At 59.9% G+C, this 17,825-nt stretch carries 16 protein-coding genes; 4 read left to right on the top strand and 12 right to left on the bottom strand.

Features of this window, described 5'->3' with window-relative positions:
* Positions 1-16: 16 nt before the first annotated feature.
* Complete coding sequence (locus tag IP76_RS09545; RefSeq protein WP_054157973.1) at positions 17-1,162, top strand: hypothetical protein; 1,146 nt, start codon at positions 17-19, stop codon at positions 1,160-1,162.
* Between the two features lie 25 nt (positions 1,163-1,187).
* Here the strand turns inward: IP76_RS09545 and IP76_RS09540 are convergent, their stop codons facing one another.
* The 11 genes from IP76_RS09540 to IP76_RS09490 all read right to left on the bottom strand — a co-directional run bounded on the left by IP76_RS09540 (position 1,188) and on the right by IP76_RS09490 (position 13,217).
* Positions 1,188-1,925, bottom strand: coding sequence for an SDR family oxidoreductase (locus IP76_RS09540; RefSeq protein WP_054157972.1), 738 nt, complete (start codon positions 1,923-1,925; stop codon positions 1,188-1,190).
* Positions 1,922-3,244, bottom strand: a complete 1,323-nt coding sequence (locus tag IP76_RS09535; protein ID WP_054157971.1) for an FAD-binding oxidoreductase — start codon at positions 3,242-3,244, stop codon at positions 1,922-1,924. Before IP76_RS09535 ends, IP76_RS09540 begins: the two co-directional genes overlap by 4 nt.
* Entirely contained in the window at positions 3,241-3,663 is a 423-nt protein-coding gene (locus IP76_RS09530; RefSeq protein WP_054157970.1) for a GtrA family protein, read from the bottom strand. Before IP76_RS09530 ends, IP76_RS09535 begins: the two co-directional genes overlap by 4 nt.
* On the bottom strand, positions 3,660-5,108 hold the full coding sequence (locus IP76_RS09525; RefSeq protein WP_245281429.1) for a UbiA family prenyltransferase: 1,449 nt from the start codon (positions 5,106-5,108) through the stop codon (positions 3,660-3,662). Before IP76_RS09525 ends, IP76_RS09530 begins: the two co-directional genes overlap by 4 nt.
* 144 nt (positions 5,109-5,252) lie before the next feature.
* Positions 5,253-6,272, bottom strand: coding sequence for a zinc-binding alcohol dehydrogenase family protein (locus IP76_RS09520; RefSeq protein ID WP_054157968.1), 1,020 nt, complete (start codon positions 6,270-6,272; stop codon positions 5,253-5,255).
* 60 nt (positions 6,273-6,332) lie between these two features.
* The gene (locus IP76_RS09515; RefSeq protein ID WP_054157967.1) at positions 6,333-7,304 is read right to left on the bottom strand and encodes an ABC transporter permease; all 972 of its coding nucleotides are present in this window, start codon (positions 7,302-7,304) and stop codon (positions 6,333-6,335) included.
* A 63-nt stretch (positions 7,305-7,367) separates the two neighbouring features.
* Positions 7,368-8,921 carry a sugar ABC transporter ATP-binding protein gene (locus IP76_RS09510; RefSeq protein ID WP_054157966.1) on the bottom strand — a complete coding sequence of 518 codons (1,554 nt, stop codon included), beginning with the start codon at positions 8,919-8,921 and terminating at the stop codon, positions 7,368-7,370.
* A 107-nt stretch (positions 8,922-9,028) separates the two neighbouring features.
* Positions 9,029-10,015 (bottom strand): ABC transporter substrate-binding protein, encoded by a 987-nt coding sequence (locus IP76_RS09505; RefSeq protein ID WP_054157965.1) that lies wholly within the window; start codon positions 10,013-10,015, stop codon positions 9,029-9,031.
* Between the two features lie 192 nt (positions 10,016-10,207).
* Positions 10,208-10,654, bottom strand: a complete 447-nt coding sequence (locus tag IP76_RS09500) for an RbsD/FucU family protein (RefSeq protein ID WP_054157964.1) — start codon at positions 10,652-10,654, stop codon at positions 10,208-10,210.
* A 9-nt stretch (positions 10,655-10,663) separates the two neighbouring features.
* The gene (locus IP76_RS09495; RefSeq protein ID WP_054157963.1) at positions 10,664-11,683 is read right to left on the bottom strand and encodes an aldo/keto reductase; all 1,020 of its coding nucleotides are present in this window, start codon (positions 11,681-11,683) and stop codon (positions 10,664-10,666) included.
* A gap of 28 nt (positions 11,684-11,711) precedes the next feature.
* Complete coding sequence (locus tag IP76_RS09490; RefSeq protein WP_054157962.1) at positions 11,712-13,217, bottom strand: UxaA family hydrolase; 1,506 nt, start codon at positions 13,215-13,217, stop codon at positions 11,712-11,714.
* A 251-nt stretch (positions 13,218-13,468) separates the two neighbouring features.
* Here IP76_RS09490 and IP76_RS09485 point away from each other — a divergent pair, with 251 nt between their 5' ends.
* Positions 13,469-14,356 (top strand): GntR family transcriptional regulator, encoded by an 888-nt coding sequence (locus tag IP76_RS09485; protein ID WP_054157961.1) that lies wholly within the window; start codon positions 13,469-13,471, stop codon positions 14,354-14,356.
* A 3-nt stretch (positions 14,357-14,359) separates the two neighbouring features.
* Entirely contained in the window at positions 14,360-15,448 is a 1,089-nt protein-coding gene (locus IP76_RS09480) for a D-mannonate oxidoreductase (RefSeq protein ID WP_054157960.1), read from the top strand.
* 18 nt (positions 15,449-15,466) lie between these two features.
* Here IP76_RS09480 and IP76_RS09475 read toward each other — a convergent pair whose 3' ends face one another.
* The gene (locus IP76_RS09475) at positions 15,467-16,390 is read right to left on the bottom strand and encodes a helix-turn-helix domain-containing protein (protein ID WP_082352477.1); all 924 of its coding nucleotides are present in this window, start codon (positions 16,388-16,390) and stop codon (positions 15,467-15,469) included.
* A 152-nt stretch (positions 16,391-16,542) separates the two neighbouring features.
* Between IP76_RS09475 and IP76_RS09470 the strand changes: the two genes are divergently transcribed.
* Positions 16,543-17,775, top strand: coding sequence for an ABC transporter substrate-binding protein (locus IP76_RS09470; protein WP_054157959.1), 1,233 nt, complete (start codon positions 16,543-16,545; stop codon positions 17,773-17,775).
* Positions 17,776-17,825 lie beyond the last annotated feature (50 nt).

The following is a 17,825-nucleotide window of genomic DNA, read 5'->3' as shown; positions in this document are numbered from 1 at the left end:
TGAAAAGGAAACGCGTGTGCTGGTTCTTCGATGGATCGAAAGACTGATCTTCAGTCTGCCGTTGCCGGCTTTCCTCCTGGCGGTTTTCGGCGTCATGCTTTTCAAGGTTGGGGTCTGGTACATGCCGGGCCTTGGGCTTTCCCAGCAGATTGCAGCCAATCCTTTCGTCAATCCGCTGACCGACCCCAATGCTCACTATATCTACTGGAGCTGGCTACCCCCATTCCTCGCCTGGGTGCTCGGCATTCATGGTGAAGCGGCCTATCTCCTCTACCACTTCGCTTTTTCGCTGGCCTTTGTCGGGTTGTTCACGCTGCTGGCGGTCAAACGGCTGCCGGATGAACTGGCACGCATGGCGCTTCTCTTCTTCGTCTTCCTGCCGGTCGCCGGGACGTCGTTCTTCTGGGTGAGCGTCGATTCGTTCACACTGTTCTTCATGCTGCTCGCCTTTGCTTTTCCGCAATCAATGCTGATTTCGGGTCTTGCGGGCGTTGCACTTGGCATGACCCATTTCGAGCAGGGGTTCTTCGGGGTCGGCGCGGTTTTCTTCGCCACGCTGCTGGGTCGCTGGTTCGGACCTGTGCATGATCGCCGGCTCACGGTGATTGGTTCCGTGCTGGCAGGCGTGATTGCAGGCAAGGTGATCCTGTTTGCGATCTTCCACTACAACGATGTGCAGGTGAATTCCGGCCGTTTCTACTGGCTTTTGATGAACTACCATCACCACCTGCGGCAGTTCTTTTTCAGCTTTCAGCATGCGCTGTGGTCGATCCTGGCAGTCGGCTGGCTGGTGGCGTTGCGCTTTGCCGATCAGGGTCGAAAGACGATCCCGTTCTTCGTGACCATCGCCCTGATGCTGTTCCTGCTTTTGACTGTGGGTGACCAGACACGGGTGATGTGCATCGTGCTCTTCCCGCTGGTTTACGTGTTCTGGCTCTCGAATGCGCAGGTGCTGGCGCGTTTCGACCGCACAGAGGTGGCGGGGCTCACCCTATTGTGGATCCTGATTCCGTGGATCTGGGTATGGGCCGGCGTCGCCCAGCCTTCGCTCCTGTCTTACGATCTCGCGATGGTGATAGACAAAGTCGTCGGCGGTTTCGATATCCCGGCGGATTTCTCGCTCTGGCCCTTCAATTTCCGCATGCCAGGACAGGGCTTCTGAGGCCCAGCCTGCTGTCTTTCCTGCCTCAGAGGTTCAGCCGCTTGAAGATGCGCTCTGGGATGTTGCGGATCACCAGCATGACCAGCTGCCAGATCGGACGGACATAGATCACGTCCTTGCGCTTCAGGACGGCCTTTTCGATGGCTTCAGCCACTTCGGAAGGTTCGGCCGTCAGCTTGGCGGGCAGGTCCATGCCCGCCGTCATCTGCGTTGCAACGAAGCCTGGCAGTACGGTCACGACATGCACGCCTGTCTTGGCCAGCCGGTTTCGCAGGCCTGACAGAAATGCGGTAAAACCGGCCTTGGCGGATCCATAGACATAGTTCTTGGCACGCCCCCGTTCGCCAGCCACCGAGCTGACGCCCACGATTGTGCCATGGCCACGGGCAAGGAAGCGATTGGCGAAGATCGAAAGAATGCTGGCCGGGCCTTCGTAGTTCGAACGCATCACGGTGATGGCAGCGGGCACATCCTGCTCATTGTCGATCTGCTCGCCCATCAACCCGACCACGCAGACCACCGTGCCGGGGAGAACGGGCAGTGCGTCGATGAAGCCAGCATGGGTTTCAACGGCCAGAGCATCGAAATCGTGAAGGGTCACAGCGACACGGTAGCGCAGTTCCAGGTCCGTTTTGTCGGCGGCAAGGCTCTCGGTTCCGCGGGCAGCGAGCTGGATCGAATGACCGCTGGCGGCGAAGCGGTGGGCAATGGCGCGGCCGATGTCGGAACGCGCACCGAGGATCAGGACGGGGGCTTTGGTCATAGGTCGAGACGTTCTGCTTGTGCTGAGAGGAAATGAGTGCGCAGGCCGTTTTCCTTGCGCATGGCGGTAAAGTCACGCACCCGCGGATCGGCCTGTCGCAGCGTTCGGCCGGTCAGCCGGGCATCCTTGGCGAGATAGAAGCGTCCGCCATGGGCAATGCTTATCTGGTCGAGTTCGTCCATCAGGGCGAAGTTGGCTTCTGTCACCGGAAAATCGAGGGCGAGCGTGTAGCCTGCCATCGGAAAGGAGAAGCGGCTGTCCTGCTCGCCGAACCGCTTCAGCACGGCGAGGAAGGAGCCGGAACCGGACGCTGCGATCCTGGAGAGAAGCTCGCGCAGACCTTTGTCGGCATTGTCGAGTGGCAGGACGTTCTGGAACTGCAGAAAACCCTTGCGACCATAGATTCGGTTCCAACCGAGAATGGCATCGAGCGGATAGAAATAGCTGTCCCAGTCGACCAGGCTTTCCTTCGGCTTGCGTCGACCATTGGCGTAATAGAGCGCGTTGAAGGTTCGCACCGACCAGGTGTTGAGGAGACCGGGAGGGGCATCCAGCGGAATGGTCAGTTTCCGCTTCTTCTTCGTGGCGAAGATGTCGGCGCGTTGTGCTCCAGAAAGATCGGTCTCGGTTGCATGTTCGCCGAGCATGACGAGTGAGCGTCCGAGAGTATCTCCCTCGGACAGGCAGTCGATCCAGGCGACGGAATAGGTGGCCGAGGCATTGTCCTCGAACAGCCGGATGGCATCAGTGACATTGGCTGCGACAAGGGTCTGCTGGCGGATCCAGCCGGTCTTGACGGGGCGAAGGCGGAAGGCGACGGTCAGGATCACGCCGGTCAGGCCCATGCCGCCGATCGTCCACGCGAAGAGATCCGGGTTCTCCTCGCGTGAGCAGCGGCTGATCGCGCCATCGGGCCCCATCAGATCGAACCAGTCGACAAAATTGCCGAAGCTTCCCTCCAGATGGTGGTTCTTGCCGTGGATATCTGAGGCGACCATACCGCCGATGGTCACGAACTTCGTGCCCGGGGTCACGGCTGGAAACCATCCGCAGGGCAGGAAGGCGGCGATGATTTCCTCAAGCGTTACACCGGCCTCGGCAATGACCTGGCCATTTTCGGCGTTGAACGCAATCAGGCGATTGAACGCCCGCATGTCGATGGTCTTGCCGCGTGCCACCGCACTGTCACCATAGGCCCGGCCATTTCCTCGGGCGATCATGCGACCCCGAAGAACATCCATTCGCAGACTTTCTGCGGAACGCGGTTTTGTCACCTCGGTATCGATGACGGGATAGCGACCCCAGCCGGACAGCTTCATCCGGTGAGCCCTTCCAGAGGGCGATTGAAGACGAAACGGCGGTCGAGATTGTATTTGACGATATAGCCGATCGCCAATCCAATCACGGCTCCGATTTCACGCATCATTTCGGTGCCCCAGATGAGCCAGAAACTCGTTTCCATGCCCCAGAAGATTGCCGTGGTGACGATGCCCATCGCGGTGTAGAGCGAAAACTTCCGGCCATGTTCGGAAATGCCGCTCGAAGTGTCGGCGAAGATCCAGCGCTTGTCGAGCAGGTATTTCACCACAAGCCCTGCAAGGGTTCCGATGAAGACGGCGGCAGCAAAGAATAGGGCGCCTTCTCCTGCCTGAAGGACAAGTCGTTGGGCGCCGAGATTGACGATGGTGGCTATGACGGCAAAGACCGCATAGCGGATGACGAGGCTGGTCAAGGTCACAGCACAGCTCCAGCCAGACCGAAGACTGCGACCATGCCGATGCAGCAGAGACTGATTTTATCCTTGGCGGCATAGACCACCGGATCGTCATGCATGCTGCCGCGATGTGTCATCATCACCATGCGCGTGATCCAGTAGAGCAAGATGCAGCATATGGCCCAGAGCGCTTCCGGCCGCGAATAGAGCGCTGAAACTGCCGGTGAATTCACGTAGAGTGCCATAACGAGCACGGAGACGTAGCCTGATGACAAGGCGATCATCGAGATGATCGGCAGATCGTCGACATAGTAGCCGCGACCTGACGCCTTGGCTTCGCCGCGCTCCAGACCGTCGACGAGTTCGGCCTGGCGTTTTACGGCAGCAAGTGAGAAGAAGAAGAAGATCGAGAAGGCGAGAAGCCAGACGGAGAGGGGGATGCCGGTCGCTGCACCTCCTGCGACAATCCGAACCGTATAAAGCCCCGCCAACACGCAGATGTCGATGATCAGGCGGCGCTTGAGATGCAGCGAATAGGCGGTTGTCATGATGAAATAGGCCGTCATGACGCCGAGAAACGGTAGGCCGATCACACCCGCAGTCAGAGTTCCGAGGGCGAGCAGGCCGATGGCCATCCAGGTGCCATGGGCAATCGGTATGCTGCCTGAGGCAAAAGGCCTGTTCCTTTTCCGGGGATGAGCCCGGTCGGCGGAGAGGTCCAGCAGGTCGTTGACGATATAGACGCTGGAGGCAACGAGGCTGAAGGCGATAAAGGCGAGCAGGCTCTTAGCGAATGTCAGCAGGTCAAGCTGGTGCGCGGCAAACATCGGCAGGAAGACCAGAAGGTTCTTCAGCCACTGGTGCGGCCGGAGCGCCTTGAGATAGGGCCGGATCGACGGAAGAATGGACGACATGTGTTCGATGTCAACGCCGAGCGCGTCTGCCTTGGTGCGGACCCTTGAACTGGCGTTGACCGTGATGGCCTTGCGCGCACCCTGCCAGACGGGCAGGTCAGCATGGGTGTCGCCCATGTAAACATAGCCAGCCGCGCCGTAACGGGCGGCAAGAAACTGGGCCTTCGCATCGCTCTTCAGATTGGCAAGGCCATCGGATCCGTGAACCTCGTCGAAGAGGTCGAGATGGGCCGCGATCGCATCGGCGAAACCCTGGTCGCTGGCGGTGACCAGGGCTGTGCGGCCGCCTTGGGCGCGCCAGGCGGATACGCGCTCGATGACGGCCGTATCATATGGCAGGCTCTCGATATCGATCTCGGCGGCTTCTGCCAGATGCCGCTTGAGCGCGGCCTTCCCGCGCTTCAGGGCGGCGGTGGCGAGGAAGGGGCTTTTCCAGTCACGGCCAAGTGCCGACCAGAAGCTCTCGAAGAGTAGGTCTGATCGCAGGAGCGTCCCGTCCAGATCAACGACCAGGATCGGGATTTCCTCGAAAAACTCGCTATGCATCGCAGACATCGACATCCTCGGCTCACCGTCAACAGCATGGCCGTTACACGGTTTTCCCCGGCAGCCATGCTTGAATATTAGCGCAGCTGCAAAAGATCGGGGCGCGTTTCTGAGAACGAGGTTAATCCAGAGGCGTTAAGGCTCGGTCAAAAATCAGCCTGATGTTTTGACTAGAGCCTTGATCAGACCTGCTTTTTCCCGTGCCCAGCGGGGTAGGTCCTGGGCCAGGTTATCGAGCGTCGTGTGGTGGGTAATCAGGGCTTCGATTGGGACCTTGCCTGCCTCGATCGATGCACGCACATGGTCGAAGTCGACCCGGGTGGCGTTGCGGCTGCCGATCAGCATCATTTCCCGCTTGTGAAACTCCGGATCGGAAAAGGTGATGTCTTCTTTCACCACGCTGACCAGAACAAGCGCGCCGCCATGGGCGACGAAGCGGAATGCCTTTTCCATCGAGGGCTTGTAGCCGGTGGCGTCGAAGACCGTGTCGAACCCGTCGCCCGAGCTTGCCTCGGTGACGGCCGTCTCGACATGCTCGTCTGCAAGGATGCCCTTGTCGAAACCGAGGCGGGTCGCTGCCATCTGCAGGCGCTCTGCGCTGGTGTCGAGGAGCGTGACATCGTGGCCGGCAAGTCGGGCAAAGATCGCAGTCCCCAGCCCGATCGGGCCGGCACCAATGACGAGTGTGCGGGAGTGATGCGAGGCCATCGATCGGCGGACTGCATGGGCACCAATGGCGAGAAACTCAACGGTAGCAGCAGCCTCAGCCGAAAGGTCACCTGCGGGATAGAGGTTGCTGGCCGGCACGACGATTTCTTCGCACATCGCCCCATCCGTATGCACACCGAGAACCTTGATCGCTGTGCAGCAATTCGGCTTGTCCTGCCGGCAGGCAACACATGTGCCGCAGGCGAGGTAGGGGTTGACGATAACCCTGGTGCCGGCGGTGAGGTCGACCCCATCGCCCGTTTCCATCACCGTTGCCGAGATCTCGTGGCCCATTACCCGCGGATATTCGAGGAAAGGGTGCTTGCCTTCAAAGATGTGATAGTCCGTGCCGCAGATGCCGACGTGGCTAACAGCGAGCCGGGCATGGCCGGCGCGCGGCGCGTTGGGCGCAGGTCGATCAACGATTTCGAGACGGCCTGGTTCCAGGCAGAGCGCGGCTTTCATAGGGCATGGTCCTGATGGATGTGGGCGGCGAGGTGGCGGGGCACCCCCCGCCTGCCGGTGTCAGCGGCTGCTTCTGCGGCGCAATTGATCGAAATAGACGATCACGATGATCAGTGCGCCGGTGATGATGCGCTGCCAGAAGGAATTGACGTTCAGGAGGTTGGCACCATTGTTGATGGTTGCCAGGATGAAGGCCCCGAGCAATGGCCCTTGCACCGATCCAACGGCGCCGAACAGGCTGGTGCCACCGATGACCGACGAGGCGATTGCCTGCAGTTCCCAGCCTTCGGCCTGAGTTGCGTTGCCGATGCCGATGCGCGAGGCAAGCAGGATCCCGACAAAGGCCGCACAGGTCGAGGACAGGATATAGGCGGTGTAGATCGTCCGGGTGACGTTGACGCCCGAGAGGCGCGCTGCCTCGCTGTTCGAACCCACCGCAAAGAGATAGCGGCCCCAACGGCTCAAATGCAGGAACACATAAGCCGGGATCGCCACCACGATGACCATCCAGAAGAGACTGGGTATACCGAGAAAATCGGCGCGGGCGAAGTTGGTGAAGGCATCGTTGGAGATTGAGATTGTCGAGCCATTGGTGATCAGCAGGCCGATGCCGCGCAGGGAGGTGAGCGTCGCCAGCGTAATGATGAAGGGTGGCAGTCCCATGCGAACGATGCCAAAGGCGTGGAACATGCCGATCGCGACCCCAATCAGCAAGGTCAGGATGATCGCCAGCCATACCGGGACGCCGGCCGTGATCAGCCAGGCGACGATGACGCTGGCAAAACCAACGACCGCGCCGACCGAAAGATCGATGCCAGCGGTAATGATGACGAAGGTCTGCCCAACCGCAAGGATGGCGGTCATTGCGCCCTGGCGCAGCAGGTTGCTGATGTTGTTGGGTGTCCAGAAGCTGTTGGTTGAGAAACCGAGCAGCAGCCAAAGGAACAGCAAGAGGCCGAGCAGCGTCAGGCTGAAGAGAATGTTCATTCCTCTCTTCGGTGCCGCTTTTGTCTCCGTGGTGTCCAGGCTCATGGTCGTCCTCCCTATGGCTTCTTGTCTTTGGTCTTGTCTATTGCTGTGACTTTGGTGGATGGCTCAGACGCCGATGGCTTCCGTCAGAACGTCTTCGTGTGATGCGGTGCGATAGTCGTGGCTGGCCACCAGTCGGCCCTGGCGGAAGACATGCAGCCGGTCTGAGAGTTCATAGACCTCGGGAAGGTAGGAGGAGATCAGGATGATGCCGGCTCCCTGCTTCAGGAGTTCCGCGAAAAGCCGGTAAATCTCCGCCTTTGTTCCGACATCGACGCCGACCGTGGGTTCGTCGAAGATAAAGAGGCGTGCGCCGTGGCTCAGCCACTTGCCGATAACGATTTTCTGTTGGTTGCCACCAGACATGGCGGATGCAAGGACCGAACGGGTTGGCGTCTTGATTTTCAGGTCGTTGATCTGTTTGTCGGCATTGGCCCGCTCCTGGCGGCTGCTGATCGTCAGGCCCCTGCTCAGTCTGTCGAAGACCGGCAGATTGATATTGAGGCCGATCGGCAGGTTGAGGCACAGGCCCTGGTCGCGGCGGCTTTCCGGCGCCAGCGCAATCCCCAGATCCATGGCCTTGCGTTCATTCGGGATCATCACCTTGGCTCCGTCCCAGTAGATGTCGCCGGCACTCAGTTTCTGTCGTCCATAAAGGCCGAGTGCAAATTCGCTGCGGCCGGCGCCGATGAGGCCGTAGAGCCCGACAATTTCGCCGGATCGAACGGAAAGCGACACGTCTTGAAATCCGGGGCCCGACAAGCCGCGCGCCTCGAGAATCACATCGCCGATCGGCAGTTTTTCCTTGTGGTAGATTTGCTCGATCGAGCGGTTAATCATCAGCGAGATCAGTTCTGCGTCATTCGTCTCGCTGATCAATCGGGTGCCGACATGGGTGCCGTCACGCAGGACCGAAACGCGGTCGGCAAGTTCGAAGACCTCTTCCATGCGGTGACTGATGTAGACGATGGTGACGCCTTCCGACTGAAGCCGGCGGATAAGCCGGAATAGCTGGGCGGATTCCTGGCGCGTGAGATAGGCGGTCGGCTCGTCGAAGATGATGAAGCGGACGCCGCGCATGGCTGCGCGCGCGGTGGCAACCAGCTGCTGCTGGCCGATGGTGAGATTGGCGAGCGTTTCGCCGGCTGGCAGATTGAAGCCGAGATCGTTGAGTACGTTCTGGGCTGCTGCCGTCATCGCGCCTTTGCGCATGATGCCGCCGGACGACATCTCGTCGCCTAGAAACATGTTGGCGGCGACGGAGAGATGCGGGCAGAGCACGACTTCCTGATGCACGGCATTGATGCCGCGATGGATGGCCTCGTTCGGATCGGATAGCGGCACCGCCTTGCCGCACCAGCGGATCTCGCCGGAGGTGCGCGGAATAACGCCTGTCAGCAGTTTGATGAGGGTCGATTTACCAGCGCCGTTTTCACCGACAATGGCGTGGATCTCGCCCGCCAGAAACGCGATGGTCGCCGGCTTCAGCGCTTCGACAGCGCCGTATTTCTTCTGCAGGCCGATGAGTTCGAGAATGGGGGCGCCTGGCTCGACGTGATCTGCTTCCCGCAGGGCGGGCTCGGCATCGTGTCGGTGGCTCAGGTCTTTCAGTCCGGTCATCATCGTCCTCCCAGGCAATCAGCCGTATGAAAACGACGAGTCCTCCTCGACCCGTCGTTCTCTTCGTCATCCGGCGCGCGACGCTGGCCGCGCGCCGGTGTCTGCGATCAGTTGACCTTCGGGTTCAGAAGGGCGTCGATCTTCGGCTCTGCCATGTTGGCCTTGGTCACCAGATTGGCACCGGTGTCGACGAAGGTTTCAACCTTTTCACCCTTGGAGACGGCAAGGGCTGTCTTCACGCCGTCATAGCCCATGCGATAGGGATCCTGAACAACGAGGCCGGCCAGCACGCCTTCTTTCAGGAAGCCGACCGTCTTTTCATCCGAATCGAAGCCGATGACCTTGATCTTGTCGCCGAGCTTGTTTTCAGCAATCGCCTGGCCAACGCCCTGTGCCATGATGAGGTTGGAGGCGAAGACACCAACAAGGTTCGGGTTGGCCGTGATCAGGTCGGTCATCATGTTCAGGCCGGTGGTTGCCTGGCCATCCGCATACTTGTCGGCGACAACAGTCAGGCCCGGATACTTGGCCTTGATCTGCTCCATGAAGCCTTCATGGCGCTGATCGAGCGAGCCTACACCCGGCAGGCTGGTGATGATGGCGATCTCGCCCTCTTCCTTGCCGGTTGCTTCCTTGATGGCAGCGGCGAGGCCGTCAGCGGCAATGCGGCCGCCCTGGACGTTGTCGGTGGTCAAGAAGGAGGTGAAGGCCTTGGAATCAGCGCTGGAGTCGATGCCGATGATCGGAACGGACTTTGCTGCTTCATCGATCGGCTTGCCGAGGGCCTTGAATTCGGTCGGCGAGATGACGACTGCGGCCGGCTTGCCGGCAACGGCGTTTTCAAGAATGCTGATCTGGCCATTGATGTCGGATTCCGACTGTGCGCCCAGTTCTGGAACGCTAACGCCGAGATCCTTGCCTGCGGCGCGGGCGCCGGCGAGCACGATCTGCCAGTAGAAAGATGTGGTGTCCTTGACGATGATCGGGATGGTGACGTCCTGCGCGAAGGACGCGGCCGGCATTGCCGATACCATCATTGCTGCCCCGGCGACCCCGATCAGGGCGCGGCGCGTCATGCTCTTCATAATAGACATGTGGTTCTCCTCTCGATTTGCGTCCTGTTCCTCCAGTGAGATCTTCCCGCAGAACGCGACCGAGACGATCTTTTATCGATAAAAAACATTTTACCGAGGCACGCTACTCCAGCATTCTGGAGAATGCAAGCGAGCAAAGGGCGATACTCCCGAACCGCATTTGCCCATCAAATCCAGGCGTCCTCAGCCTGTTCAGACGCGGTGAACGTCTTCCGGATAGACGACGCCTTTCTTCAGGATCACATTTCCATAAATGCGAAGCTCTGTCGTGGCGACGATATAGGCGGCCTCGCGCGTGCGCTCGTAGAAGGCGAAACGTTCGAGGCTTTCAAGGGTAAAATCGCCGGCGAGCCTTGTAATCATCGCCTGGAATTCGGCGCAGATTTCGGGGACCGCATGTGGGTCGCCGACGACCTCCATGCGCCAGGCGACGTCCTCGACGAATTGGTCGAGCGGCATGTGCGCGAGGATTGCTTCCAGGATCTCGACGGCACCGACGCCATCGGCGCGAACAACCGGCGGCCCCATGCTACTTGCCGGGAAATTTCCATCGACAATGGCGATCTCATCGCCATGACCCATCGTGGCGATGGCATGCAGCAAATCGGGACCGAGTAGGGGATGGATGCCCTTCAGCATGCTGTGCTCCTATTCACGGACCGGGGCATCGCCGAGTGGCGGGGCGACCAGAGTGTGGGGTTCGAAGGCCTTGAAGGCGGAGGCTGGCAGGTCTTCCTTGGTCAGCGCCATGTTGCGATCAAGGCTTTCCGGCTTTGCCGTGCCGATGATGACGGAAGCCACGGCCGGATGGTGAAGCGGGAACTGCAGTGCGTACTGGGCAAGCGGCCTGCCCGATCCTTTTGCGATGGTCTCCATAGCACGAACCTTGCTCAGGATCTCGTCCGTTGCAGGCGTATAGTCAAAATGGGCGCCGGGGACCGGGCCAGTTGCGAGGATGCCGGAATTGAAGACGCCGCCGGCTGTGATCGAGGTGCCGCGCTTCTCGCAGAGCGGCAGCAGTTCTTCCACGGCAGACCGATCGAGCAGCGAATAGCGGCCGGCCATCAGGATGACGTCGATATCTATGTCGGCCATCATCTCGAGGCAGGCCGGCACTTCATTGACACCAAGACCGAAGGCCTTGATCGCGCCGGAAGACTTGAGTTCATCGAGGGCCTTGTAGCCGCCGTCGCGCAACTGCTTCACATAGCGATCATTGACTTCCCGGCCATGGGTATAGACCCCGATGTCGTGGACGTAGAGGATGTCAATGCGGTTGAGGCCGAGCCGTGCGTAGCTGAAATCGACCGAGCGCATGATTCCGTCATAGCTGTAGTCATAGACCAGCTTGAAAGGCAGAGGGTCGACGAAGCCCACATTGGGGATCTGGTCCTTGGGGACGGGGGCAAGGAGCCGGCCCACCTTGGTCGACAGGACATAGCTGTCCTCTGGCTTGTCGCGCAGGAAGTCGCCGACATAACGCTCTGCCTGGCCGAAGCCGTAATGCGGGGCGGTATCGAAGTAGCGGATGCCGTGATCCCAGGCGGCCTGGAGCGTTGCCATGCCGGCCTCGCGCGGGCAGGGGCGGTAAAGACCGCCGAGCGGAGCCGTGCCGAAACTGTATTCGGTGACTTCCAGCGAGGTTTTGCCGATGCGTCTCGTCTTCATGCGTCTGTTCCGGATCTCTGTTTGGTGTTCAGAGCGTGGCACCGAGGTGCCACGGCACGAATTCATTGTCGCCATAGCCGAAGAGCTCGCTCTTGGTCTTCTGGCCGGACGCGGTCTCGATGATTAGGTCGAAGATCTCGCGACCGAGGCCGGACACGGAAGCGTCACCGGTGGCGATGACGCCGCAGTCGATATCCATGTCCTCTTCCATCGAACGATAGAGAGCTGTGTTGCTGGTCAGCTTGATCGAGGGTACGGGTCGTGAGCCGAAGCAGCTGCCACGCCCTGTTGTAAAGGCGATGACATTGGCGCCGCCAGCAACCTGGCCGGTGGCGGATACCGGGTCGTAGCCGGGCGTATCCATGAAGACGAGCCCATGTTCGGTGACACGTTCGGCGTAATTGTAGACGGCCGTCAGCGGCGAGCGTCCCCCCTTGGCAACGGCACCCAGCGACTTCTCTAGAATCGTGGTGAGGCCGCCCTTCTTGTTGCCGGGCGAGGGATTGTTGTCGAGCGAGGCGCCATGCTGGGCGACATAGGCCTCCCACCACGAGATCAGACCGTCGAGCTTGACGGCGACGTCTTCGTTGACGGCGCGGCTTCGCAGCAGATGTTCGGCGCCGTAGATCTCTGAGGTTTCCGAGAGGATCGCCGTGCCGCCCGCACCAGCCAGGATGTCGACCGCGACGCCAAGCGCCGGGTTGGCCGTGATCCCGGAGAGACCATCGGAGCCGCCGCACTGCAGGCCAACGATGATCTCGCTGACGGAGATTGGTTCACGGCGCATCGTGCCGACTTCGGCTGCGATCTCTTTCAGGATCGAAAGGGCGTTTTCAACGGCGCGACGCGAGCCGCCTGCATCTTGGATGTTAAAGTGGCGCTTCGAAGCACCAGCGCCGCTCTGTCCGTACAGGGTGAGCTGGTTGACCTCGCAGCCGAGGCCGACCATCAGCACGCCACCGAAGTTTACGTGACGGGTGTAGCCGGCAATCGTCCGGTGCAGCGTGCGCATGCCATCGCCGGTCGAGCTCATGCCGCAACCCTGATCGTGCACGATTGGCACGAAGCCATCGATGCCTTCGTAGTGCGGCAGGATGGTGCGGTTTGCTGCGTCGGCAATCGCGCGACAGACAGTGGTGGAACAGTTCACGCTGGCGATGATGCCGATATAATTACGCGTCGCAGCGCGGCCATCTGCCCGGCGATAGCCCAAGAAGGTCCGCCCCTTGTCAGCTTCCGTTGCCGCTTCCGGTTGGGCAAGGCCGCTAACGGACAGGCGGTCCTCGTCAAAAGCGAGATTGTGCGAGTGGACATGCTCGCCCGCTGCTATGTCGATGGTGGCTCGGCCGATGGCTTGCGCATATTTGACAACCGGTTCGCCCTTACGGATCGCCCGCACGGCAACCTTGTGGCCAGCGTCGATCCGGGATGTTGCAGTACTGCCGCCCGGGAGGATGTGTCCGGCTTCGATCGCCACCGTGGTTACAGCGACATTGTCTTCCTGCGCTAGCAGGATGCATGCTGGTTTCGTCACCCGATGCTTCTCCCTCGCGTCCGGCGGCACCGGATCCTGTGTTTTGTCTTTTATCGGCAATAGACAGTTTGTCGTCAATGGGTATTATATCGATAAAGAACAAATTGGCGCGGCGCCGCGGATGGGCGGTAAATCGGGCCAGAGGGAGAGGGCAACGGCCCAAACGGTGGTTTTCAATTCGAGCGAAGGCGGATAGAGCCAGAGGGTCCAAGACCCCGAGGGCGCGATAGAATCTCAATCCAGGCAGATCCATGGCCAAGCAGAATACCGTCTTCAAGGACGCCTATAACCGCACGCTGAAGCGTATTGCCGAGACGGACACCCTTCCCTCCGAGCCTGAGCTTGGCAGTTTGCTGGGGGTAAGCCGCACCACCGTGCGAGCCGTTCTGACCCGACTTGGCGAAGTCGGTCTCGTGGCCTGGGACAAACGGTCTAAAACTGTGCTCCGACGTCCGCAAGCCGAGGATTACTTTCCCGAGGAAGAAACGGATTCGCTTTCCGACATCATCGAGCGCAGCTTCATGCGGCGCATCCTGGCCGGCGGTGCTCAGCCGGGCATGCAGATCAACGAGCTGGAACTGGCGCGTGAAATCGGCATCGGCACCACGAGCGTGCGGGAATTCCTCATCCGCTTCAGCCGGTTCGGGCTGATCGAAAAGCGGCCGAACAGTCATTGGGTGCTGAAGGGTTTCACGCGGGAATTCGCGCTGGAACTGACGGAAGTGCGCGAGATGTTCGAGCTTCGCTCGGCGGCAAGCTTCGTCAACCTGCCTGAAGACCATCCCGCCTGGGTGGAACTTCGGCTGGTCGAGGCGCAGCATCACGAATTGCTTGCCGACATCGACCATCGTTTCACCGAGTTTTCCGAACTCGACGAACGCTTTCACCTGCTGGTCCAGCGGGCGTCAAGCAATCGCTTCATCATCGACTTCTACGACATCATCACGATCGTCTTTCACTACCACTACCAGTGGAACAAGACGAATGCGCGGGCGCGGAACCAGCGGGCTCTGGAAGAGCATCTCGACTATATCAGCGCGCTTTTTTCGCGAGATGCGGCAGCGATCGAGAAGGCCTGCCGTCGGCATCTGAAGTCGGCGCGGGAAACCTTGTTGCAATCGATCCAAGAGGCTGTTTGACGGATGAAGACCCCGATTTTGCAATTCGGAACAAGCCGCTTCCTGCAGGCTCATGTCGATCTTTTCGTCAGCGAGGCGCTTCAGGATCGGGCTGCGATCGGCCCGATCACCATCGTCCAGACCAGCGGTGATGTCGGACGGGCAGGGAGGATTGCCGCCCTTGCTGCGCCAGAGGGGTTTCCCGTGCGCATTCGCGGGATCGAATCGGGTGAGCAGATCGACCGCGAACTGCGTGTTCAGAGCGTTCGACGCGCGCTCTCCACAGTATCAGACTGGACCGAAATCGAGCGGGTTTTCGTCGAGGAGGCGGAGATCATCGTCTCCAACACCGGTGACAGGGGATATCAGGTTGGTGAAGGAGAGCGATTGGGAGGTGTGCCCGCATCCTTTCCCATGAAGCTTCTCTCCCTTCTTCTCTCCCGATATCGGGCTGGCGGTCACCCTCTGACGGTGTTGCCCTGCGAACTCGTGTCGCGCAACGGGGCAGTGCTGAAGTCGATCATCGTGGCGCTCGCTGGCGAGCATGTTTTCGATCGGGGTTTTCAGGATTGGCTGGATAGCGGTGTGCGCTGGGGCAATACGCTGGTTGACCGGATCGTCTCTGATGCGCTGGAACCCGCTGGTGCTGTGGCAGAACCCTATGCGCTCTGGGCCATCGAGCAGCAGCCGGGTCTCGTCATTCCGTGCCGGCATCCCGCCGTATTGATGGTCCCAGATCTCGCCCCGTACGAGAAACTGAAGCTCCACATTCTCAATCTCGGGCATACGGTTCTGGCGGATCGTTGGCTGAAGGACCGGCGGCGTCCGGACGAAACGGTCCGGGAAATGTTGGTCGATCCGGATGTCGCCGAGGACCTGGCCCGTATTTATGGAGGCGAGGTGATCCCCGGTTTTGCCAGCCATGGTCTCGAAAGTGCCGCGAGGCATTTCGTGGCAACCACGCTCGACCGTTTCCGCAATCCTTATCTCGATCACCGATTGAGCGACATTGCCGGCAATCATCCGGAAAAGATCGAAAGGCGCATCATCGGTTTCATCGACTGGTGCCCCGGCATCGCGATGCCGGAACTCATGCGAGCTGCTGGTCGGTAAAGCAGCCGGTTGGGCCGGTCAGGCCGGCGGGATGCCTTTGGCGCGCATCCGGCGCCTGAACGCTGTCGGCTTTTCGAGGAAGCGTGCGGCAAACGCCTCGTAGAACCGCGACACGGAACCAAAGCCGCTTTCGAACGCCACATCGGTGATCGACAGATCCGTCGATATCAGCAGTGATTGTGCGGTATCGAGGCGATGTCGGACGATTGCCTGGTTGATCGTATGGCCTACGGCGCGCTTGAAGATGGCCATGGCATAGTTTGGATGCAGGCCCGCGTCGTTTCCGACATCGTCTGCTGAAATCGGTTCCAGGGCATGTTCTGCGATGAAGCGCAGCATGCGCTCGACATGCTCCACGCGTTCGCTGTCACTGGCGCTGAAGCGTGCAATGGCGGAGCCCTCCTCGCGCAGATCACACCACCCCTCGCGCTCGATACGCAGCACGCGGGCGGTCAGTTCATTGCGGACAATCTCGGTGAGGTTCCCGTCGCCGGCCAGCAACTCCTCTCGCCAGCGCATGAAGATGTCGCGGTCATAAGAACGGATCTCCAGAGCTTCGATCATCGCGCCGCGAAAGACCGCATCGCGGAACCGACTGAGATTGGCAAGCCCGAGAAAGACCGACATCGGCACGTAAAGGCAGACGAAGCGTGTGCCTTCGCGCCGGTCGATCACCTGATGCGGGATCATGCCCCAGAACAGGCAGAGCCGGCCCTCGTCGACAGTCAGCTCCCGACCATCAAACCAGTAAGTCATGTTGCCGGACAGAACGAAATTCAGCTCGATCTGGCTATGCATATGGGGGCCGGCCATGCGCTGTACCACGAGATTTTCGCCTGCGCAGAAGCGGTGATCGCCGAAGACCACCAGCGGGTGGCGCGGGTCGTGGTCCGGATGTACCGGCACGGATTCGTCCTCGATCAGAGGCTTTAGGTGTTCCACAGCTTAGGATCCCGGAATACTTCACTCAAAAGTCGGTAGATTATTACGGCTTCGCAGTCGATGATCAAGGAGAGCTGAGTTCGATTACGGTGCTGATATGCTGATCGATGGCTCCGCATTGCATGACGTGAGGCGGTCATAGGGAGGAAAACATGACCTTTTTCAAAAACCTGAGCGGTTTGGCTCTGGGTGCTGCACTTCTGTCTTCCACCGCATTCGCCGGTGAGATCATCCTGAATTCCGACCACTCCGACCCTGCGCCGAAAAAGGCGATGGAAGAGCTGATCGCTGATTTCCAGAAGGCCAATCCCGATATCACGGTGAAGTGGAACAACTTCGACCACGAGGGTTACAAATCCGCGATCCGCAACTTCCTGACGGCTGATGCTCCTGATGTCGCCGCTTGGTATGCGGGCAATCGTATGGAGCCCTTCGTCAAGGCCGGCCTGTTCGAGGACGTGACCGATGTTTGGGAAGCCAATGGTCTGAATGACCAGCTGAAGTCCGCTGCCCCCTCGATGACAATCGATGGCAAAAAGTGGGGTGTTCCCTACACCTACTACCAGTGGGGGATCTACTATCGCAAAGACATCTTCGCCGAGCAGGGCATCACCCCGCCGAAGACCTGGGCCGAATTCCTGGCCGCTTGCGAAAAGCTGAAGTCCGCTGGCGTTACTCCCATCACCATCGGTACCAAGGCTCTCTGGCCGACAGGCGGCTGGTTCGATTATCTCGACCTGCGTGTCAACGGCTATGAGTTCCACATGGAGCTGACCTCGGGCAAGGTTCCCTATACGGATCCGCGCGTGAAGGCCGTATTCGAGAAGTGGGGCGAGCTGGTCAAGGCCGGTTACTTCAACGAAAACCACGCCGCGATCGACTGGCAGGATGCCATTCCGCAAATGGTTCAGGGCAAGGCTGCCATGTACCTCATGGGTAACTTCGCCGTTGCAACGATGAAGGACGGCGGCCTTAAGGAAGAGCAGATCGGCTTCCTGCAGTTCCCGGAAATCACGCCTGGTATTCCGATGGCCGAGGAAGCTCCGACCGACACGTTCCACATTCCGTCGGGTGCCAAGAACAAGGAAGATGCGAAGAAATTCCTCGCCTATCTGACTTCGCCGGAAGCCCAGACCAAGATGAACGCAACGCTTGGCCAGCTGCCGGTGAACAACAAGGCTGAAAAGCCTGCGGACCCGTTCCTTGAAGCTGGATTCACAATGCTGGCCAACGCGCATGCACTGGCACAGTTCTACGACCGCGACGCCAATGCCGAAATGGCGAAGGCCGGTATGGAAGGCTTCCAGGAATTCATGGTCAAGCCAGACAATCTCGACCGTATCCTTGAGCGTCTCGAGAAGATCCGCGCCCGCGTCTACAAATAAGGACCCCGGTCCTCCCAGCGCCGGATGCCGTCGACTTCAGTGTCTTCGGC

The sequence above is a fragment of the Rhizobium sp. AAP43 genome, from assembly GCF_001296045.1.
In the GTDB taxonomy this organism is placed as follows: domain Bacteria; phylum Pseudomonadota; class Alphaproteobacteria; order Rhizobiales; family Rhizobiaceae; genus Allorhizobium.
Note: the sequence above shows the minus strand (reverse complement) of the source record. Positions and strands in the feature narration are given on the sequence as shown.

What these genes read in the sequence shown, in the direction of transcription:
- IP76_RS09535 (WP_054157971.1), bottom strand. Translation starts at nt 3,244, where the DNA reads ATGAAGCTGTCCGGCTGGGGTCGCTATCCCGTCATCGATACCGAGGTG.
- IP76_RS09540 (WP_054157972.1), bottom strand. Translation starts at nt 1,925, where the DNA reads ATGACCAAAGCCCCCGTCCTGATCCTCGGTGCGCGTTCCGACATCGGC.
- IP76_RS09485 (WP_054157961.1), top strand. Translation starts at nt 13,469, where the DNA reads ATGGCCAAGCAGAATACCGTCTTCAAGGACGCCTATAACCGCACGCTG.
- IP76_RS09520 (WP_054157968.1), bottom strand. Translation starts at nt 6,272, where the DNA reads ATGAAAGCCGCGCTCTGCCTGGAACCAGGCCGTCTCGAAATCGTTGAT.
- IP76_RS09510 (WP_054157966.1), bottom strand. Translation starts at nt 8,921, where the DNA reads ATGACCGGACTGAAAGACCTGAGCCACCGACACGATGCCGAGCCCGCC.
- IP76_RS09515 (WP_054157967.1), bottom strand. Translation starts at nt 7,304, where the DNA reads ATGAGCCTGGACACCACGGAGACAAAAGCGGCACCGAAGAGAGGAATG.
- IP76_RS09495 (WP_054157963.1), bottom strand. Translation starts at nt 11,683, where the DNA reads ATGAAGACGAGACGCATCGGCAAAACCTCGCTGGAAGTCACCGAATAC.
- IP76_RS09525 (WP_245281429.1), bottom strand. Translation starts at nt 5,108, where the DNA reads ATGTCTGCGATGCATAGCGAGTTTTTCGAGGAAATCCCGATCCTGGTC.
- IP76_RS09480 (WP_054157960.1), top strand. Translation starts at nt 14,360, where the DNA reads ATGAAGACCCCGATTTTGCAATTCGGAACAAGCCGCTTCCTGCAGGCT.
- IP76_RS09500 (WP_054157964.1), bottom strand. Translation starts at nt 10,654, where the DNA reads ATGCTGAAGGGCATCCATCCCCTACTCGGTCCCGATTTGCTGCATGCC.
- IP76_RS09470 (WP_054157959.1), top strand. Translation starts at nt 16,543, where the DNA reads ATGACCTTTTTCAAAAACCTGAGCGGTTTGGCTCTGGGTGCTGCACTT.
- IP76_RS09505 (WP_054157965.1), bottom strand. Translation starts at nt 10,015, where the DNA reads ATGTCTATTATGAAGAGCATGACGCGCCGCGCCCTGATCGGGGTCGCC.